Here is a 20,295-nt window from a genome sequence, read left to right on the forward strand (position 1 = left end):
CCCCGCACAACCGCTCAGGTTGTGTGGGGTTTTCTTTTTGAGTTGATGTGCATGTTTAAAGAATTGTTCAGGCGAAAAAACCGGGTTGAACGTATCCACGGCGAATTAAAGGTGTTGATCGGGCTGTTAGAGAGTTCCGAAGGACGGGAGTTTTGGGCCAACCAGCTGCGCAGCCTGATGAAGGTCACAAACGAAACCCAGCTGTGTCATGGCATCCAGACAATGTACGGCGGCATGGGGTCATTCAATGACATTGTGTTCGACAAATTGAATGGAGATACGGGCACCGAAGAGGAGCTGAACGTTTTGAATGTACGGTTTTGTCACCACAGGAGTCGGCTATATGGCTTTACCCAGAGGCGTACATGATTAGAGAAGGATCATGTGACCCATTCGAGCCGTTCGATAGGTTAAAAGATACCTTCGTTAAAACCGAGCGCTTGCTGGTCCGCGCCTGCAAGCTTGAAGACACCCATGCGCTCACCGCGCTGATGACTCCAACAATCAGCCAATGGGTTGCCGTTTGGCCTTCACCACTATCGGTGCAAGACGCTCAAGATATACTCCGCAACAATATCGAAGCCATGCAGCAAGGCAAAGTTTTTGCCGCCGTGGTTGTTTCAAAGGCCTCCAGTGAGATTATCGGTTGGTGCAAACTCGACATCTCTGACGACTGCGCAGAGCTGGGTTATTGGATTGGTGAGACCTCCCAGCGCAAAGGCTTTGCGATGGAGCTGTCACAAGCCGCGATTGGATTTTGTTTTGATGAGCTCGACATAACCTCTGTCAGAGCTGGTGCTCAGGTCGAAAATACGGCCTCCTTGGCCCTGCTCAAGAAACTTGGGATGTCACGAGAAAGCGTTGAGGCTGTTTGGGCCCCTGCCCGCCAGCGATTTGAAGACTGTGAGTTCTGGCGTTTGGACCGGGACAGGTAAGGCAGCGCAACACGGTCGCGCTGCCTCAGTTGACCCTCACTCCGCAGGCACCGCCACCTGACGAACTGAGCCGCCCATGTGTTTGGCGTTGAGCTTCAGCACCAGCCAGATCATCGACACTTGCAAGGCAATCGCCACGGCCGAAATCGCCAGGTAGGCCAGTGAAAATTTGTCCACCAAGCCGTTGGCCACCAGCCCTTTATTGAGCCAGAAGTGCAGCATCACAGAGAGTGCAACACCGGGACAGACCAGCGCGTAAGATCCTGCGGATTTCGCAGGCCCGGTCACAAATTTGGACACATAGCCAAAGCCTCGCAGCACGGTCAGGCCAAGGGCCAGAACAGCCAACTGGATCATGAGCAGAGGCGTCAGCATCGCCAGCGCGTCACCGGCACCACCGTGCACATCAAAATGCACATGCAGCCCGTGGTTCTGGCGCATCCAGGCGATGGTGATCACAGTGATCAGCGGCACAATGATCAAAAGCGTTGGGGCGGTTTCCTCATTGGCACCGTTTTCCATCATTGACCGCAGGCCAAGGATTACATTGGCAACCGCCAACAAGATCGCCACCACAATGAAGAAACTCGAGAGGATAAACGAAAGACCGGCAATCATGGCGGAACCACTCATCGCTGACGGGGCTGCGAGACCAACGCCCACCATGGCAAAGGCAAACGCCGGAAGCACCTGCGCAAAGCTGTTGTTTTTGGCACAGTCAAAGCCACCCTTGGTCATCACACGACCAAAGAAATCGCGCATGATCAACAACCCGTATCCGCCAATCAACACAAAGGCGATCATCGCAAGCGGGAAGAGGTATTCGACGACATTCCAGAGGCCCGGCACAAAAACCAAACCCACAATGAAACCGCCATTCACCACCATCGCCAGCGCAAGCGGAATCGCCATCAATTGGGTTTCTGCGTTGGAGCTGCGCAACGCCGCATAGGCGTCAGTAGTTTTGAAGGCAGACAGGCCACGCAGGTTCCAGATCAGCGATTTGATCAGCAAAAAGGTCAGCCCGGCGATGCCACCCATGGCCGCGACAATGGAGACTTGGAGCGGCAGGTTGCCACTGGCAAAGGCGGACATGATATCTTCGAAAATTGGCACTGGGCGGCCGGGATGTGGCACCCAGAACATCAGAAACATAAAGAAGGTGACCATCAGGCCACCGGCGCCAAGCGTGGCGAGAAAGTAGAGGGGAGAGTATGGTGGGCGCATCTGCGCCGCAGAGGGGGATGACATGGCATTTCCTTTCATATTCGAATTTCAGCATATGTAGGAAATTGGAGAGTACATTGACATAAATCAATACGCATTCAATTTTCGGAATGTTATGAAATCAAATAAGGCGGAAATGTGGCGCCACCGGGTGCGCAGCGCCGTTCCCTCCGCTGTCGCCTTGTAGCGACAAAGAAGACCACCACTAGATTTGGTATCACCCTGAAAAAATGGGCTTTTTTGCAGGTGGAAATTGATGCAATCGCGCACCAGTCCCGGACCTCGCTGGGCAATCACGACCAATTTCCAAACAAAACCTTGAGGCCAGCCAGCATCCAATGCCACAATAAGGCATAAATGAGGCACCTCGTCGCAAAGACGGGATCAAGTTGGAACAAGATCGCACGGCCAAAGAGCCACAAAACGCGACATCCGGTTTGAAGGGACACGAGCTGTGATAGGCAGAATCATTGGCGCGGCAACGCGCGCGGGACTGGTGGCATTGCTGTTTGCCTTGCCAGCCATCATCTTGCCGTCGGTGAGCGAGGATGTGGTGCATATTGTGCTGCTGTTTGCGATCTTCTCTTCCCTGTTGGTGTTCATCGAATATGTGACCACCGCGCCGTCGTTCATCGAATTCCGTCACGCCCCACCGTTCAACCGGCTGCGGTTTTTGGCCATCTTTTTCACCGTCTTTGCGCTCTCGGTGATTGCCCGTGGCGAAGTGGCACCCAACGCCTTCACCGCCTTCCTGCACGCGCTTGGCATCATTGTGGGCGACGCAATTGATTTCCCCTACTCGCCGGTGCGTCTGATGGTGATCATGCTGCCAGAAAACGCCACAGCGGAGTTGATCACCGAGGTGCGCACCGCATCTGGCCTCAGCTATCTGATCTCACTGATGACGCTGGCGGTGTTCTACTTCTTTGTGCGTGTGCTGGAATGGCCGGCGCGCAATGGGGCGTTTAACGTCTGGATCAACCTACCGCTGTTTGACCCAACCGCAGGAGGCGATGTGTTGCCGCGCCTGCAACGGGATGGGCGTCTTAACATTGCGTTAGGATTTCTTATGCCATTCTTAATCCCGGCGATCATTCAGATGATGTCGGACCTGATTGATCCGATCTACTTAAGCGATCCGATGACAATGATTTGGACCATCAGCGCATGGGCATTCATTCCCGCCAGCATGATCATGCGCGGCATCGCAATGACACGCGTCGCCAACATGATCGACGAAAACCGCCGTCGCGCTTATGCCGCGTCGCGTGGCGTACATCCGGTGTCCTCTGCCGCCTGATTGGCTTTCTGTCTTTTGTGAGTATTGCCCACGCGGAGACAATCCGCGTGGCGACTTATGATGTGGAGCTGACCCGCAAGGGGCCTGGCATCATGCTGCGCGACATCACGCGGGATGATCCGCAGGTGGTGGCGATCACCCAGGTGGTGACACATCTCGCGCCAGACGTGCTGTTTTTGCAAGGCGTGGATTATGACGCCGATCTGCTGGGCGCCAAAGCGCTGCGCGATCGGTTTGCCCAAAGCGGCTTGGAGTATCCGCATGTCTTTGCGCTGACACCCAACACCGGCATTCCCACTGGGCTGGACATGAACGGCGACGGGCGGTTGCACACACCGGCGGATGCACAGGGCTATGGCAAATTTCGTGGGGCCGGTGGCATGGTGGTGCTGTCGCGCTGGCCCTTTGGCGAGGCGACGGATTTCTCGTCGCTGCTGTGGCGGGATCTGCCAGAAGCGACGCTTCCCGAGGTTGATGGGGTGCCGTTCCCGTCCGAGGAGGCCCAAGCGATCCAGCGGTTGTCGTCCAATGGCCATTGGGTTGTGTCGGTTCTGCATCCCAATGGCCCGGTGACGCTTCTGCTGTTTGCCGCGGGGCCGCCAGTGTTTGACGGGCTGGAGGATCAAAACGGGTTGCGCAACGCCGATGAACTCCGGCTTTGGGGCCACTTGCTTAACGGCAAGCTTGGAAACGCACCAAAGCCGCCATTTATACTGATGGGCGGGGCAAACCTTGATCCCACGAAAGGCGAAGGGCGGCACACGGCCATCCAGGCACTTCTGAATGATCCGCGCCTGCAAGACCCGCTGGCAAAAGCAGGCCCCACTGTGGATTGGCGTGAGCCGACGCCGGGGGATTTGCGAGTCGATTATGTTTTGCCCAGCGCCGATCTAAAGGTAATCGCCGCTGGAGTGTTTTGGCCCAAACCCGACGCACCGGGCCACGAGCTGCTGTCGGTGAAAGACATCAAGGCCAGCCGCCATCATATGGTTTGGGTCGACATTGCTTTCTGAGGCACCGCTGTTTCTGGCAACGCAGTGGCCAAGGCTTTGTGCAATTCGGTTGGTTCAAACTCCGGTAGTAACTCATCAAACCGCGCACCGTCCAAATGATGCGGTGTGTTCCACAGGTAGCGCATCTCCAGCAGGTGTGGTGCCAGCTTCCACACCGGCGAGGCCAGTTGAATCGCCCACCACGCCATGGATTTGACTTTCAACGTGCGCCCTAGAACCTGCTCCAAAGCCTGCGCCAACGCGTTGCCGGTCAATGTGTAACCCGGGAACGGCACGTCCTCAAAACGGTTCAATTGATCGCGCTTCTCCGCCAACATCACGGCGGCACGGCAGAGGTCTGGCAAATAGGCCCACGCATGGTCCACGTCTCGCTTGCCCGGATAGGTCAGCACGCCTCGCCCAATCTTGGGTGTCATGATCATGTCAAACCAATTGCCCGAGGCTTCGGTGTCGATGAAATCCCCGGCCCGCAGAATGATGGTGCGCACCTCGCTAAAGCGATAAGCCCGCTCCATCTCGCGCCGAATTTGACCAAGAGGGTTCGTCGCTTGATGCGGGGTGGTCACACCCCATGGGCTTGGCGTGTCTTTGCCGTAAACATAGACGTTGCCCGGCACAATCACCGTGGCATCCACCATCTTGGCGGCGGCAATCACCTCGTCGTGCAGTTTTGGTACCTGCGTGGCCCAGTCGAAATATTGCGGGTTCCAGGCGTTCACGATCACCTGCACCCCATGCACCGCTTCGCGCAGCCGGTCTTTGCTGCGATCAAAGCTGCGTACATCCCACCCGGCCTTGGCAAACGCCTGCGCTGCGTTGCGGCCAAAGCGACCATTTGCGCCAAGTATCAAAACCGTCTTTGCCATGATCTGTCTCCTGCTGTCTGGCGTCCTGAAGCAAACATGCGGCATACGGTGGCAGATAGGTATTGGCGAAATTCGCAGCCGTGCTATTCATAAATGAATGGACAAAACGCTCTCAAATCTCGACTGGTCATTGATTCAGTCCTTCCTGGCTGTGGCGGAAACCGGTTCGCTGTCTGGCGCGGCGCGACAGCTTAACGCCTCCCAGCCAACATTGGGGCGCCACATCAAAACGCTAGAAGACACGCTGAAGGTCGAGGTCTTCCACCGCCATGCGCGTGGCTTTGAGTTGACCGAAACCGGACAGGCGTTGCTCGCCCCGGCCCAGCGTATGGCCACCGCGATGGCCGATCTGTCACTTGTGGCAGCCGGGGACGAAACCGATCTGGCGGGCACCGTGCGCATCGCCACGTCTGTTTTCATGGCGCACCACGTGATGCCCGCAATCCTTGCTGATCTGCGCCAACAGGAACCACTCATTCAGATCGAGTTGGTGCCATCTGATGACTCCCAAAACCTTCTGTTCCGCGAAGCTGACATTGCGGTCCGCATGTACCGACCCGAACAGCTCGACATGATCACCAAACATTTGGGCGACATCACGCTTGGCATGTTTGCCGCCGAGAGCTACATCGCACGCAAAGGTCGACCGACCGGAGCCGAGGATCTGCCGCATCATGACATCGTGGGCTATGACGCCAATGACGACATCATCCGTGAAATGCGCGCCATGGGCATTCCCGCCAGCCGGGATTGGTTTGCCGTGCGCTGTGACAACCAGACTGCCTATTGGGAGCTTGTGTGTGCGGGCTGTGGCATTGGTTTTTGCCAGTCCAAAATTGCCCGCCAAACACCCGGAATCGAAGAGGTTCCCCTTGGCTTTCCACTGCCCCAATTGCCGGTCTGGCTGACTGCCCATGAAAGCCTGCGCCACACCCCGCGTATTTCCCGCGTCTGGAGCCTGCTGGAGAGCGCATTAAAGCCCTTTGTTTCTTGATCTTTCACCCGCCACTCGGTAACCCGTAGCGAACCTATTTGATCAAGGACGTACCGCAATGAGCACCCCTTCGCTTCTCATCCTCGCCGGCGACGGCATCGGCCCCGAAGTCATGACCCAAGTCCAGCGTATTATTGGCTGGTTTGGCGACAAGCGTGGCCTAAAATTTGACGTGAGCGAAGACCTTGTTGGCGGCGCAGCTTATGACAAACACGGCGTGCCGCTGCACGACGACACCATGGCGAAAGCCCAAGAAGTGGACGCGGTTCTGCTCGGTGCCGTGGGTGGTCCAAAATACGACGATCTGGACTTCTCCGTGAAGCCAGAGCGCGGCCTGTTGCGCCTGCGCAAAGAGATGGATCTGTATGCCAACCTGCGCCCGGCACAGTGCTTTGACGCGCTGGCGGATTTCTCCTCGCTCAAGACCGACATCGTCTCTGGTCTCGACATCATGATCGTGCGCGAGCTGACCTCTGGCGTCTACTTCGGCGAGCCACGCGGCATCTTTGAAGAAGGCAACGAGCGTGTCGGTGTGAACACCCAGCGCTACACCGAAAGCGAAATTGAACGTGGCGCCCGCGCGGCGTTTGAACTGGCGATGAAACGCGACAAACGTCTGTGCTCCATGGAAAAAGCCAACGTGATGGAAAGCGGCATCCTGTGGCGTGATGTGGTGACCGAGGTCTCCAAAGACTACCCCGAGGTCGAGCTTTCGCACATGTATGCGGACAACGGCGCAATGCAATTGGTGCGCGCACCGAAGCAGTTTGACGTGATCTACACCGACAACCTGTTTGGCGATATCCTGTCCGACTGTGCCGCAATGCTAACCGGTTCGCTGGGCATGCTGCCATCGGCCTCCCTTGGCGCACCAATGGACAACGGCCGCCCCAAAGCCATGTATGAGCCTGTACACGGCTCCGCACCGGACATCTCGGGTCAGGGCAAAGCCAACCCATGTGCCTGCGTGCTCTCCTTTGCGATGGCGCTGCGCTACTCCTTCAACGAAGGCGACGAGGCGGATCGTTTGGAAGCGGCTGTGGAAAAGGTTCTGGCCGATGGCGTACGCACCGCAGACCTGATGCAGGCAGACGGCGGCACCCCGGTGTCCACATCTGAAATGGGCGATGCCCTGCTGGCTGCGCTGGACGCCAGCCTGTAAGCCCAAGCGCTTCTAATAAAATTTGCAAAGGCGTCCTTAGGGGCGCCTTTACCTTTTTGGCAATTTGTTTTCCGAGAGGGCTTTCAAGCTGCTACCACTAAGACAGGCAAGTTTTGGAGGTCGACATGAAGCATGTCCTCGGGGGCGCCCTCACGCTGGTTCTTAGTGCTGCCGCAACCGCAGAAACCTTCAAGGCAGACGTCTGGGCCGACAATTGGTTTGCCCTTTATGCCCATGGCGCACTGGTCGGGCAGGACCGGATTTCCATTGCCACCGAGAAGTCATTCAATGCGGAGAGTTTCACCTTCACGGCAGAGCGCCCTTTCATGTTGGCGTTGATCGCCAAAGACTTCAAAGAGAACGACACCGGGCTGGAATACATCGGCACCAACCGTCAGCAAATGGGCGACGGTGGCGTGATCCTGCAGATCAAAGATGCCGCTGGAAAGCTTGTGGCGGTGTCGGACAAAGACTGGCGCTGCAAGGTGATCCATGAGGCGCCGCTGAACAAATCCTGCGCCAAGGAGCGCAACCCACGGGTTGGCGAAGGGCCATGTGGGTTTGAAGCCAGCACCCCGCCCCGCGGCTGGACAGCAGAGTATTTTGACGATTCAGATTGGCCTCGCGCCACGGAATACAAAAAACGGCACGTGCGGCCCAAAGACGGCTACGACAGGATCAAATGGCACCGCCGCGCGGAGTTCATCTGGGGGCCAGACTTGGAGACCAACAACACGTTGATCTGTCGGCTGAAGGTTAACTGATCCGTCTCTTTTCAAGTCGCCCGCACCCACCTTATTGGGGTGTGACCTGCGTAAATGCTATTTATGGTTGATTTATTGCCTTAGCCTGATATCCAAAATCAAACTGGATTAAGGCATTGCTATGAAACGTATACTTTCGGCTATTGTGCTGAGTTGCCTGGCCCAAACGGGCCTGGCGAAACCCTTTGAAACGGTTTTTCCCGATGTCGCGTTTCAAGACAAATCCGATCCGATTTTCGCAATTCTATCCTCCATGGACTACCAACAGGGGCGGATAGACCTGCCCGGCGGACAGGCCTATCTGGATGTGCCAGACGACTATTATTATTTGTCCCCAGCCGACACAAATACCGTTTTGGTGGATCTTTGGGGCAACCCCAACGGCGACAGCCTGGGCATGATTTTCCCCGTCAGCTACACGCCACTTGACGAAAACGCTTGGGGCGCGATTTTGAGCTGGGACGATATCGGTTATGTGTCTGACAAAGACGCCGCCACCATCGATTATGACGACCTCCTGCGCACTATGCAGAGAGACACTTTGGCAGAAAACGATTGGCGGGTATCCAACGGCTACGAGAAAATCACTCTGGAGGGCTGGGCCGAGGCGCCCAAATATGACGTCGCCGTGCGCAAACTACACTGGGCGCAAGAACTGGCCTTTGACGGCGCGCCGGTGAATACCCTCAACTACAACCTGCGCGCGCTTGGCCGAAAAGGGGTGTTACAGCTGAATTTTGTGGCCGGCATGTATCAGTTAGAAGAGGTCAAGGCAGCGCTGCCTTCTGTGGCCAAGATGACCGCATTTCAGGAAGGCGCGCGCTATGCTGATTTTGACCCCTCTATCGATCAGGTGGCCGCCATTGGCATTGGTGGATTGATCGCCGGCAAAGTGGCCGCCAAAACCGGGCTAATTGCCGTGGCCTTGATCTTCTTGAAAAAATTCTGGTTTTTAGCCCTGTTGCCAATTGCCTGGCTGCGCAGCTGGGTCTCAAAACGCAAAGAAGACGCCTGACGCAGCTAGCGGCAAGGCTTCCCTAGCGCAAGGCGGGGCGCGGATTGCGTTGGCCGTGGCTGTAGATGGTTTTTACGCTCCATTCCACCGCGCGCCGCATGGTTTTGCCCAAAGCGTCATCAAAGGCCACCACTACGTCGCTCATCTCGTCACTGGGCGACATCATGACCTTTTGAAAGGATTGCGAGCCAATGATGTGATCATCATAAGCATCCACAATTTTGAGGTTAATGCGCACATGTATTTCCAGTGCACCATTTTCGGTTTCCACCGCTGGCAGGCGTGCCTGAAACTCTCGCAAGTCTGACACAATCAGGAAGTCCGGGCGCAACGCCACGGAGGAACGCCCAACGGCGGCCACCTTGCCACTGTTCTCAAAACTCTCGATCAACAGCGTTTGCACAATCACTGGCGCCCGGTCGACCCAACGCGCCACCGGCAGATATTCAAACTGATACGGCGTCGGCTGCACTGCAATCTGGTCTGTGTCCACCGCGGCGTGGGCGGTGGGCTCTTCGATCACAATTTGATGGGCGAGCCGCGGCAGGCCTGAGGAAAATGTGCTTTTGGGCGTGAGCGTATAAAGGTCCGTTGGCGCCGCCGCCCGGTTTAATGTGCCCAGCCCGCTGCATCCAGAAAGCGCCAATGTTGCGGCCAAAACGCTGGCCCATCCCCATCGTGTCATCGGCTAAACTCCGATCCTTGCGTGCCGAGAAGAAACCGTGCCGGGTCACGTTTGATCCGCGCCACCAGCCGGTCAAGGTTGCCCACCAAATAGCGAGATTCTTCTACAAATTTAACAGTTTGCGGCAAGCCTAGCCGCAGGAATTCAGACACTTGCCGCTCGTTGCGTTGCACAATACCATCCACTGTGCCCAACAGATTTGAAGCTGACTTGGACGCCGCCAAAACTTCATCAGACGCCTTGCTGATGTCATCAGACACGCCAGTGACGGTGCCCGAAACCGCAGCCACCGCGCCGCTGATATCAGTCATGATCTGATCCACATCTTCGTCCAATATGCGGTTCACGCCGCTAAAGGTATCGCCCGCAGTATTCAGAGTAGCGTCAGCTGTTTCCATCGCCTGATAGATCGCTTCCAAGGTCCGATTGGAACGCTCAAATGTGTCAATCGCGGTCGTCAAAGCGTCACTGGCCTGGGGCGAGAGCGTTGCCAGTTGCCCCGTCGCATCCACAGCCAGCGTGTCGATGCTGGCAATCATGGTGTTGGCGGCTTGGGCTGCCTCGGAGATGTTTTCCACCACATCAGGCAGGCGCTCATCCACCGTCACCCGAATGGCATCAAGCGCTGTGCGGGCGCTGGCCGCTGCCTCGCGCGCATCTTCGACCATGTCTGTTGCGCCGCCCCGCACCAGCGTGTTCACCGCGTCGGCCGTGTCATCGAGCGAGCGCAACATTTCATCCGAAAGTTCCAACGCCTCGTTGAAATTCGCCAAGGTTGTGCGCGCCTCAACCAACCGCGCAGTTGCTGTTTCCAGCATCACCGCACCTTGATCCGTGATCTCCTGCACACCGGTCTCAATTGCCGCCAGGGTTTCATTGGTTTGATCAATCAGCGGCGACACTTTGGTATTCGCCAAATCGCGCACAGTAGTTAGGGCAGCCGTTGCCTCATCAGCGAGTGGCTGTAGGTCTGTGTTCATCACAGTGGTGGCCGTGTCAGATGCCACGCGCACGGAGTTGAGCGTATCCGTGGCGGCATTGGTGGCCGTTTCAAAGGCCGATATGGCTGTCTGCGTCTGCTCGACACGGGCCTGCACGCTGGTGCCCACCTCTTCATAGCGCGTCATCAGGCTGGACGCATCGGTGCCAACTTGCGCAATCTGGGTTTCCATCACCGCCGCCGTGTCCTGCACCTGTTGCACCAAGGCGGGCAGGCGCTCGTCAATCAAGGCCTGTGCTGATTGCATCGCGGAAATCGCAGACGGCTCCAAAACCGCAACTACATTTTCCAAAGCGGCCGCCGCATCCGCGCCACGCTGGATGAAGTCTTTGAGGTCGTCTTTCATCAGGCCATCTGCCGTGGCAAAGGCGCTTTCAGCATTTTCCAATGTGCCTTTGGTAAGCTCCGCTGCGTCTTTGATCGAACCCAGCGCGCCGGTCGCCTCGACCAGCGTTTCCTCCGCCGTGTCCGACAATGTCTCAAGCCGTGTGGTGAACGCCGCAATTTCCCGCGCCGCGCTGCCCACGTCTTCCGACAGCTCTTCAAACTCCGCCAAAGTGCGATCCAGCCGCCCTGATGCACTGGCCAAATTGCCCAGCAGCTCACTCACTGCTGCGGTGTTTTCGTCACTCACCACGGTTTGCAGATTTTCCAAAAGGCCAATCGCCTTTTCCATCAACTGCGGCGCGCCTTCGACCACCGATTGCAGGGCGCTCTTTTCCGTGGTGATTTCACTATATTGCGGCAAGGCGGCGGCCTCAAGTGTGCCACCGGACAGCGCCACAAAGCTCACGCCCGTCACGCCCTGTCCCTGCAGTTTGGCAATTGTGTCGACCTTCACCGGCGTGTCGGCCCCAACCTCAATGCGCACCCGCACCAGCGAGGGGTTCTCGTCATCCAGCTCCAGCATCACAACCTGCCCCACCGGCAAGCCATTGTAGCGCACGCTGCCCGCCATACCGAGGCCGCCGACGTTTTCAAACAGCACATCGTAATAAGCGTATTGCTTCTCCAGATCGATCTTCGCGAGCCACAGCACAAACAGGAACGAGCCGATCAGGCCGACCAGCGCGAACACCCCAATCAGGAGGTAGTTTGCCCGTGTCTCCATGCCTTAAGTGCCCCCAGTCCCGTTGCCCGTGCCTTTGACCTGCGCCGCCCGCGCGCGTGGGCCGGTGAAATACTCCTGCACCCACGGATGATCGACATCGGTCATTGTTTCTATTGGACCTTCTACCAGAACACGCTTCTCGGCAAGCACCGCAATGCGATCACAAATCGCATATAGGCTGTCCAGATCATGCGTGACCATAAACACGGTGATGCCAAGACTGCGCTGCAACTCGCCAATCAAGTCGTCATAGGCCGCCGCGCCCACCGGATCGAGGCCCGCCGTGGGCTCATCCAGAAACACAATCTGCGGGTCCAGTGCGAGCGCGCGTGCCAAGGCGGCCCGTTTGCGCATCCCGCCGGACAGCTCGCTGGGCAACTTGTCACAGGCCAATTGCGGCAAGCCGACAAGGCTAATTTTGAGCGCGCCCAGTTCTTTCATCAGAGTGGGCGACAGCTTCAAATGCTCCCGCATCGGCGCCATCACGTTTTGCAAAACCGTCAGTGAGGAAAACAGCGCCCCATCTTGAAAGGCCACACCCCAACGGGTTTCGACCTTGCGCCGTTCTTCCTCCGGCGCGGTGAGCACATTGGTGCCCAGCACCTCAATGGTGCCCGCCGCCGGTTTATTCAGGCCAACAATGGTGCGCAATAGCACCGATTTGCCGGTCCCGGACCCACCAACAATGCCCAGCACCTCGCCGCGCCAGACGTCCAAATCCAGCTTGTCATGCACCACCTGCGGCCCAAACTGATTGCGCAACCCGCGGACCTTGATGATGGCATCGCGTTGTGGCGTGTCACTCATGCTCACACCCCCAACTGCGCAAAGAAGATCGAGAACAGCGCATCTAGCGCGATCACCAAAAAGATGCCCTGCACCACGCTTGAGGTGGTGCGACGTCCCACACTGGTGGAGCTGCCCTGCACCTGAAACGCCTGCCAACAAGCCACAACGCCAATCACCAAGGCAAAAAACGGCGCTTTCACCATGCCCACCAGCAGATGTTTCACCGCGATGTTGTCATGCAGCCGGGTGATGAACATGCCGGGGTTCACATCCAGACTGACCCAGCTCATCAACGCACCGCCAAACAGGCCAAACAAATTGGCGACAAAGCCCAAAAGCGGCAGCATGATCAAAAGCCCCAACACCCGCGGCACCACCAGCACCCGCACCGGATCAAGGCCCAGCGTCTGCATCGCGTCGATTTCCTGCTGCACCTTCATCGAGCCCACCGAGGCGGTGAAAGCTGACCCAGAGCGCCCCGCAACAATGATGGCCGTTAGCAAAATGCCCAACTCGCGCAGCACCGAAATGCCAATCAGCTCAACCACAAACACCTCTGCGCCAAACTGCTGCAATTGGCTTGCACCCTGAAAGCCCAAGACCACGCCAATCAAAAACCCCATCAAGGCGATGATCGGCACCGCGTTGAATCCCACGTCCTGCATATGCGTGACCAAACTGGCCCAGCGCACCTTGTGTGGCCGCACAAATATATCCGCCAAACCGACAAGCGTTTGGCCAAGAAAACTCACCAGAGACAGCGCATCCTGCCAACCGAACACCAGATTGCGGCCGATGTTGGCCACCCACTGCAAGCGCCCGTGTTCTGGCAGCTCGTGCGGGGTTTCTTCCGGCGTGGCCGTTGTGACAGTCTCAAGCAACGCGAGGTGATCCACAGCTCCTGCGATCTGCACCTCGGCGCCCCCTTGCTGCAACCGCCTACGCAGTTGCGCCACCAGCCAGGCGCCGCCAGTGTCAAAGGCCGACAAAGCGGTCAAATCAATCTGCACGTGCTTTTCGGTTGGTGAGGTTTGCGCAAAGACCCCCTCGATTTCGGCCAAATAGGCTGTCAGCAATGCCCCGGAGAGCTGCACCACGGCGCAGCCGTTTTGCGCTTCCACCCGCAGAACAGGCGCGACCATAACGGTCATGCGCTAAGCACCCCGCCGTCCCTCATGTCCGTCAGAAACCGGATCATCCTGCCCAAATCTGTTGCCTCAAACCATTTTATGGAAGCCTAGCCCAGCGCCACTTGCCGCTCAAGCTCTGCCACATCAGGCCGCTCCAACCGCGTCAACGCTTGCATCACCAACCGTTGCGCCCGTGCCCCTGGCCAATCGGAGGGCAACACCGCGTCTTGCACGTCGCCATGGCGCAACCGCAGCCGCCGCCAGTGATGCAAAATCACCAAGCGCAAAGCTGCCCGATCCAAAATTCCCTCAGGTGTGGTATGGGCCAGGACGTGTTCCACCGTCGTTGACAGGGCGTTGTATTCTGCTGCCATCTGATCGGGCACCAATGCGGCCCCCGCCCAGCCCGGCAATCGCTCCGGTGCAAAGCGACTGAGCAAAATATCCTCACTGGACCGCACCGCACCAGCCACCAAAGCGCTGCGTGCGGACAGGGACACAGCCTGCGCTGGCAACATTTCTAGAAACTCCGCCGCCGTCAAATTTGGTCCGCCAATCGCCAGCCAGACAACCTCTGTGGTCTCTGCGAACCCATATATCTGCGCCCGCACCGCCTCGGTTTCTTCCCAACCTTTTGTGGTCAGTTGATGTGCCGACAATCGCCCGCGCTTTTCCGAAATGATCCAGCCATCACGACGCAGCCGGTGTACCGCCACCCGCAGCGCCTGATTGTTGATGCCCAGCCGACCAACCAAAGCGTCCAGCACCGGCCCAGACAGCCAAGCCTCCTGGCTCTGAAGCAAGTCACCCAAAATAGTAACCACAACCGACCAGACCTTAAGCGGGCCACAGCCGGAAACGGCATTGATATCTTCTTGCAGATCAACAGTTTGCATGGTGCCAATCTTACGCCTCTCCGGCTGCAACAACAAGCATAGGCCGCAGCGTCACATTCACACTCTCTTGATGCGCCCGCGCCTCCGGCTCACAGTGGCCTCGAAATTCGGGACCGCTCAGGAGGAGGAGCCCCCATGTCGTTTGAGACACAAATCACGCCAAATGCGCCTGCGTTTGGGCAAAACCGCGATGCCATGCTCACCGCTGTAGCGGAGTTACGGGCGCTGGAAAATCGCGCCGCAGAGAAATCCGAACAACGCCGGGACCGCTTTGCCGCACGGGGCCAGATCACGCCGCGCGAACGCCTCGCCCGCTTGCTGGATCCTGGCCTGCCGTTCCTGCGCCTGCACAGCCTTGCAGGGTATTTGCAAGACAGCGACGACCCGGAGAAATCCCTGCCGGGCAGCACGTTCTTGATGGGCATCGGATTTGTATCTGGTGTGCGCTGCATGATTTTGGTGGATGACAGTGGCATCAACGCTGGGGCGCTCTCGCCGATGTCCTTGCAGGCCATGTTGTCCGCCCAAGAGATCGCCCTGCGCCAGAAGCTGCCGTTTGTGCATCTGGTGGAAAGCGCAGGCGCCAACCTGATGAACTACCGCGTGGAAGACTGGGCCTTGGGCGGCGGTGTGTTCCGCAACCTCGCGCGGCTCTCGGCGGCAGGCTTGCCAACGATTGCGGTTTTGCACGGTCCCTCCACCGCCGGCGGTGCCTATATGCCGGGCCTGTCGGACTACGTGATCGGCGTGAAGAAAAATGGCATGGCGGCACTTGCGGGCGCCGCACTGGTCCATGCCGCGACTGGCGAAGTGGCCAAAGACGCTGATCTTGGTGGCGCGGAAATGCATGCGACCACCTCCGGTCTGGTGGAATATCTTGCCGAAGACGATGTACACGCCATCGCACTGGCCCGCCGCGTGATGACGCGTTTGGATTGGAACCGCGACATGGCCAAACCAGCGGCGCGCAGTTTTGACGCGCCGAGATTTGACACGGAGGAAATCGCCGGCGTGGTGCCTGCTGACTGGTCCACACCTTATGATGCGCGCGAACTCATTGCCCGCCTTGTCGACGGCTCCGATTTTGACGAATTTAAGCCAGATTTTGGCCCTGCCACGCTTTGCACTCAGGCGCGGATCCACGGGCACACCGTGGGCATCCTTGCCAACAACGGCCCGATTGATCCGGCAGGCGCCAACAAGGCCACGCATTTCATTCAGGCCTGTGATCAGGCTGGCACGCCGCTTGTGTTTCTCAACAACACCACCGGCTACATGGTGGGCACAGCTTATGAGCAGGCCGGGATGATCAAACACGGCTCCAAGATGATCCAGGCCGTGTCCAACGCCCGTGTGCCCAAGATCACGCTCTACTGTGGGGCCAGCTTTGGCGCGGGCAACTACGGCATGTGCGGCATCGCTTATCAGCCGGATTTCCTGTTTGCCTGGCCCACCTCCCGCTCCGGCGTGATGGGCGGCGCACAGGCTGCCAAAACCATGAGCCATGTCGCCCGTACAGGCGCCGCCCGTAAAGGCGTCGATGTAGATGAAGCCCGCATGGCCAAACAGGAAGCCGCCATTCAAGGATTGTTTGACGCACAGTCCTCGCCGTTCTTCACCTCCGGCAAAATACTTGACCACGGCGTGATCGATCCGCGCGACAGCCGCAAGGTGATTGCTTTCTGCCTTGGCACCGTGGCCGAAGCGCGCCGTCGCGACCTCAACCCCAACAGCTTTGGCGTCGCGAGGATGTGAATATGAGTACGTTTGACACAATCCTGATTGCCAATCGTGGCGAAATTGCTTGTCGCATCATCCGCACCGCCCGAGACCTCGGCCTGCGTACTGTCGCGGTGTATTCAGATGCCGACGCAGATGCGCTGCATGTGTCTATGGCGGATGAGGCGCATCCCATTGGCCCCGCCCCTGCCGCAGAAAGCTACCTCAACATCGACGCCATTTTGGCCGCCGCGAAAGTCTCGCGCACGGGGGCGATCCACCCTGGTTACGGCTTTTTGTCCGAGAACGCTGACTTTGCCCGCGCGGTTGAACGCGCAGGTCTTGTTTTTGTAGGGCCCTCACCAGAGGCCATCGAGATCATGGGCGACAAGGCCATCGCCAAGGCGCATATGCTGGATGCCGGGGTGCCCTGCGTGCCCGGCTATCAAGGCGCAGACCAGGCTGACGCGACACTGCTGTCTCACGCACAAGACATCGGTGTTCCACTTATGGTCAAAGCCGCAGCAGGCGGTGGCGGCAAAGGCATGCGGCTGGTCACAGACATGAATGATCTGTCAGAGGCTCTTTCGCTGGCACGCTCTGAGGCCAGCGCCGCCTTTGGCAACGACACCCTGATCCTGGAACGCGCGGTGCAAAATGCCCGCCATATCGAAATTCAGATCTTTGCGGATCACGCAGGCCAAACCATCGCCTTGGGTGAGCGGGACTGCTCTGTGCAGCGCCGCCATCAAAAGGTGATTGAGGAAGCCCCCGCCCCCGGCATGGCGCAAACCCTACGCAAACGTATGGAAGAAGCTGCCATCGCGGCGGCGCGATCAGTAGGCTACGTCGGCGCAGGCACGGTGGAGTTTTTGCTCGATGCAAACGGCGAAGATTTCTATTTCCTTGAGATGAACACCCGGCTTCAGGTCGAACATCCGGTCACCGAAATGATCACTGGTCTCGATCTTGTGGCATTGCAAATTGCCGTTGCCCAAGGCGCGTCTCTGCCCCTCTCTCAAGAGGATGTCACGCTCACAGGACACGCCGTCGAGGTGCGGCTTTATGCCGAAGACCCCGCCAATGGCTTCCTACCATCAATTGGAAAAATTCATAAATTTGAAACAGATAATACCCTTCGGATCGACACTGGGGTGCGCAGTGGCGACGAAGTCACCCCACATTATGACCCGATGCTGGCCAAGTTCATTGCCTACGGGAATACCCGCGACGAGGCGCTGCGCAAGCTGACACAGGGGCTCGACAACACCGCGATTCTGGGTGTGACCACCAACCTGCCCTTCTCGCGTGATCTGCTGGATCACCCGGAAGTGCAAAACGGCACTGCCAGCACCACATTTCTGGATGACATCCACCCTGAGGGACCACCGTCGCCAGAGATTACGCCGCAAACAATTGCCCTCGCCGCAACACTTTTGCTGCGCAGCAAAAATAAGGCTGCGCAGGCGCAAAGCCTGCTGTCGGACATCTCCTTGTCAGGGTTTTCCAGCGATGGCGGCTTGCCCATTCCGTTGGACCTCTCGCTTGACGATGAAACGTATCCGCTCACCGCAACGGGCGTCGGCACGCTTCACATCGCGGTTTCTGGTGACGGCTGGGCTCACACAGTCGGTCCCGATCTTCGCATCGATGGCCTGCGCAGTCATGCGCATCACACGCCCGACGGAACGGGTGGCCTCTACTTGCAAACCGAAGGCCACCACCTGCACATCTCCCGTGCACAGCCCTGGGCCACAACCGACGCTGCCGTAACCGGCGCGCTCACCGCGCCGATGCCCGGCCTGCTGGTGGCGCTCAACGTGGCCGCCGGAGACACCGTCCAAAAAGGCGACACGCTGGCCGTACTTGAAGCCATGAAAATGCAACATCAATTGACCGCCGCCGCAGATGGCGTTGTCGCTGCGCGCCACGTTGAGGCGGGACAACAGCTGAGCAAAGGCGCGCTGATCCTGACCATGGAAGACCCAACATGACACTCCCCCAAGCTGACGATTTTCTGACCGAATCCGAAGTCCTGTATGAGGCCCTCGTTGATCTGTCTGATGAAGACATGCGCGCACGGACCCAGTTCAAAGGCTGGACCATCGAAGATGTATTGGTGCACCTACATTTCTGGAACACCGGCGCGGACCTTTCCGCCAGCGATGTGACCACGTTCAAAAACCGCATGGGTGCGGCGCTGGCATCCCTGAAAAAGACCGGTTCGTTGCGCGGCTTCGAAGATCAAACCGTCGCGCAGCGTGGGACAGAGCTGCGTGATCTCTGGATCCACACGGCCCGCGACATCGCCACGCGCTGGCGCGACAAAGACCCCAAAACCCGCCTGCCATGGGTTGGCCCGTCCATGTCTGCACGCTCCTCCATGACAGCCCGGCAAATGGAGACCTGGGCCCATGGGTTTGAAGTTTACGACACGCTTGGCAAAAGTCGGGCTGAGAGCGACCGGGTCAAAAACATTGTGGTACTTGGCATAAACACCTTTGGCTGGTCCCATCAGGTGCACGGCCTGTCGGTGCCAGAAGTGATGCCCAAACTCACGCTGACGTCCCCCTCAGGTGAGGTGTGGGCGTTTGGCGAAGACGACAATTGCACCATCACCGGCTCCGCGTTGGATTTCGCCGCTGTGGTCACACAAACCCGCGCTCTGAGTGACACCAACCTCATGGTGCACGGCGACGCCGCGCAAACCTGGATGACCAACGCCCAATGTTTTGCCGGCCCAGCCGAAACACCACCCGCAGCGGGCAGCCGCCACAAGCAAGAGCGCTGAAATGGACAAAGCCATCCTGACATGTGCGCTCAACGGCGTTTTGACCGACCCCAAACGACACCCTGTGCCGGTCACGCCCGCGCAATGTGCCGCTTCCGCGCGCGAAGCCATGGACGCGGGCGCCGCAGTGATCCACATCCATTTCCGCCAGCAGGAAGAGGGCAAAGGCCACCTGCCAAGCTGGGACCCCAAGGTGGCTGCCGAGATCGTTGGCGCCATCCGCGACGCCTGTCCCGACATCCTGATCAACGCCACCACCGGTGTGGTTGGGCCGGATTACTCTGGTGCGCTTAACTGCATCCGTGCGCTCAAACCTGAGATCGCCGCCTGCAACGCGGGATCGCTCAACTACCTCAAGCTGCGCAGCAATGGGGAGTGGGCCTGGCCACCGATGCTGTTTGAAAACCAGCCATCCAAAATCCAAGACCATCTCGATGTGATGGCCGAGACCAACACAATTCCAGAGTTCGAGTGCTTTGACACCGGTATTGTGCGCTCGGTGGCAATGTATGTGCAAAACGGCATGACCGCGCAGGCACAGTATAATTTGGTGATGGGCGTGGCCTCTGGCATGCCCGTGGACCCGGCGCTTCTGGAATTCCTGATGCCATATCTGCTGAAAGACAGTTTCTGGCAGGCCACGCTGATTGGACGTAGCGAAATTTGGCAGACCCATCAAAAAGCCGCCGAGCTTGGCGGCATGTTGCGCACTGGCGTGGAGGATACGTTTTACCTGCCCAATGGTAACAAAACCCGCTCCAACGGCCCGTTGATCGAAGCGCTTGCCACCTGTGCCACAAACGCCGGACGGGGCATTGCCAGCCCGGCAGAAGCGCGGGAGATGTTGGGGATCAGGCGAAAGGCTTGATCCTCCGAACAATCACCGCATAGTGGCGCC

At 58.2% G+C, this 20,295-nt stretch carries 19 protein-coding genes; 12 read left to right on the forward strand and 7 right to left on the reverse strand.

Annotation, left to right across the window (positions count from 1 at the left end; genetic code table 11):
• Positions 1-51: 51 nt before the first annotated feature.
• Positions 52-369 carry a hypothetical protein gene (locus QZ517_RS03145; RefSeq protein ID WP_294221937.1) on the forward strand — a complete coding sequence of 106 codons (318 nt, stop codon included), beginning with the start codon at positions 52-54 and terminating at the stop codon, positions 367-369.
• The gene (locus QZ517_RS03150; RefSeq protein ID WP_294221940.1) at positions 366-935 is read left to right on the forward strand and encodes a GNAT family N-acetyltransferase; all 570 of its coding nucleotides are present in this window, start codon (positions 366-368) and stop codon (positions 933-935) included. Before QZ517_RS03145 ends, QZ517_RS03150 begins: the two co-directional genes overlap by 4 nt.
• A gap of 36 nt (positions 936-971) precedes the next feature.
• On the opposite strand, the gene QZ517_RS03155 is transcribed toward QZ517_RS03150, so the two are convergent.
• On the reverse strand, positions 972-2,186 hold the full coding sequence (locus QZ517_RS03155) for a hypothetical protein (RefSeq protein WP_294221942.1): 1,215 nt from the start codon (positions 2,184-2,186) through the stop codon (positions 972-974).
• A 430-nt stretch (positions 2,187-2,616) separates the two neighbouring features.
• On the opposite strand from QZ517_RS03155, the gene QZ517_RS03160 reads away from it, so the two are divergent.
• A complete protein-coding gene (locus tag QZ517_RS03160; RefSeq protein WP_294221946.1) occupies positions 2,617-3,462 on the forward strand; it encodes a hypothetical protein in 846 nt (281 codons plus the stop codon).
• Between the two features lie 47 nt (positions 3,463-3,509).
• Complete coding sequence (locus QZ517_RS03165) at positions 3,510-4,475, forward strand: endonuclease/exonuclease/phosphatase family protein (protein WP_294221949.1); 966 nt, start codon at positions 3,510-3,512, stop codon at positions 4,473-4,475.
• Here QZ517_RS03165 and QZ517_RS03170 read toward each other — a convergent pair.
• Positions 4,445-5,341: a sugar nucleotide-binding protein gene (locus QZ517_RS03170; RefSeq protein WP_294221952.1), complete on the reverse strand. Its 897-nt coding sequence runs from the start codon at positions 5,339-5,341 to the stop codon at positions 4,445-4,447. The two genes, QZ517_RS03165 and QZ517_RS03170, sit on opposite strands and share 31 nt — an antisense overlap.
• Positions 5,342-5,438: 97 nt before the next feature.
• Here QZ517_RS03170 and QZ517_RS03175 point away from each other — a divergent pair, with 97 nt between their 5' ends.
• From QZ517_RS03175 to QZ517_RS03190, 4 genes are all read left to right on the forward strand, one after another.
• A complete protein-coding gene (locus QZ517_RS03175) occupies positions 5,439-6,335 on the forward strand; it encodes a LysR family transcriptional regulator (protein WP_294221959.1) in 897 nt (298 codons plus the stop codon).
• Positions 6,336-6,393: 58 nt separating this feature from the next.
• Positions 6,394-7,497, forward strand: a complete 1,104-nt coding sequence (leuB, locus tag QZ517_RS03180; protein WP_294221963.1) for a 3-isopropylmalate dehydrogenase — start codon at positions 6,394-6,396, stop codon at positions 7,495-7,497.
• A gap of 125 nt (positions 7,498-7,622) precedes the next feature.
• Positions 7,623-8,261, forward strand: coding sequence for a PEBP family protein (locus QZ517_RS03185; protein ID WP_294221966.1), 639 nt, complete (start codon positions 7,623-7,625; stop codon positions 8,259-8,261).
• A gap of 121 nt (positions 8,262-8,382) precedes the next feature.
• A complete protein-coding gene (locus tag QZ517_RS03190; RefSeq protein WP_294221969.1) occupies positions 8,383-9,276 on the forward strand; it encodes a DUF2167 domain-containing protein in 894 nt (297 codons plus the stop codon).
• A 22-nt stretch (positions 9,277-9,298) separates the two neighbouring features.
• Here QZ517_RS03190 and QZ517_RS03195 read toward each other — a convergent pair whose 3' ends face one another.
• The 5 genes from QZ517_RS03195 to QZ517_RS03215 form a co-directional block, all read right to left on the reverse strand.
• The gene (locus QZ517_RS03195; RefSeq protein WP_294221972.1) at positions 9,299-9,961 is read right to left on the reverse strand and encodes an ABC-type transport auxiliary lipoprotein family protein; all 663 of its coding nucleotides are present in this window, start codon (positions 9,959-9,961) and stop codon (positions 9,299-9,301) included.
• The gene (locus tag QZ517_RS03200; protein ID WP_294221974.1) at positions 9,958-12,072 is read right to left on the reverse strand and encodes an MlaD family protein; all 2,115 of its coding nucleotides are present in this window, start codon (positions 12,070-12,072) and stop codon (positions 9,958-9,960) included. The genes QZ517_RS03195 and QZ517_RS03200 overlap by 4 nt, the downstream gene beginning before the upstream one ends.
• A 3-nt stretch (positions 12,073-12,075) precedes the next feature.
• Positions 12,076-12,879, reverse strand: coding sequence for an ATP-binding cassette domain-containing protein (locus QZ517_RS03205; RefSeq protein WP_294221977.1), 804 nt, complete (start codon positions 12,877-12,879; stop codon positions 12,076-12,078).
• 2 nt (positions 12,880-12,881) lie between these two features.
• Positions 12,882-14,012 carry an MlaE family lipid ABC transporter permease subunit gene (locus tag QZ517_RS03210; protein ID WP_294221980.1) on the reverse strand — a complete coding sequence of 377 codons (1,131 nt, stop codon included), beginning with the start codon at positions 14,010-14,012 and terminating at the stop codon, positions 12,882-12,884.
• Positions 14,013-14,098: 86 nt separating this feature from the next.
• Entirely contained in the window at positions 14,099-14,887 is a 789-nt protein-coding gene (locus tag QZ517_RS03215) for a PaaX family transcriptional regulator C-terminal domain-containing protein (protein WP_294221983.1), read from the reverse strand.
• Positions 14,888-15,022: 135 nt separating this feature from the next.
• Between QZ517_RS03215 and QZ517_RS03220 the strand changes: the two genes are divergently transcribed.
• From QZ517_RS03220 to QZ517_RS03235, 4 genes are read left to right on the forward strand one after another with little or no spacing between them, the layout of a single operon-like run.
• Positions 15,023-16,642, forward strand: coding sequence for a carboxyl transferase domain-containing protein (locus QZ517_RS03220; protein WP_294221986.1), 1,620 nt, complete (start codon positions 15,023-15,025; stop codon positions 16,640-16,642).
• 2 nt (positions 16,643-16,644) lie between these two features.
• Complete coding sequence (locus tag QZ517_RS03225) at positions 16,645-18,600, forward strand: acetyl-CoA carboxylase biotin carboxylase subunit (RefSeq protein ID WP_294221989.1); 1,956 nt, start codon at positions 16,645-16,647, stop codon at positions 18,598-18,600.
• Positions 18,597-19,397, forward strand: coding sequence for a TIGR03084 family metal-binding protein (locus QZ517_RS03230; protein ID WP_294221992.1), 801 nt, complete (start codon positions 18,597-18,599; stop codon positions 19,395-19,397). Before QZ517_RS03225 ends, QZ517_RS03230 begins: the two co-directional genes overlap by 4 nt.
• A 1-nt stretch (position 19,398) precedes the next feature.
• On the forward strand, positions 19,399-20,265 hold the full coding sequence (locus tag QZ517_RS03235) for a 3-keto-5-aminohexanoate cleavage protein (protein ID WP_294221995.1): 867 nt from the start codon (positions 19,399-19,401) through the stop codon (positions 20,263-20,265).
• Positions 20,266-20,295 lie beyond the last annotated feature (30 nt).

Source organism: uncultured Shimia sp. (assembly GCF_913054185.1).
Taxonomy (GTDB): domain Bacteria; phylum Pseudomonadota; class Alphaproteobacteria; order Rhodobacterales; family Rhodobacteraceae; genus Shimia.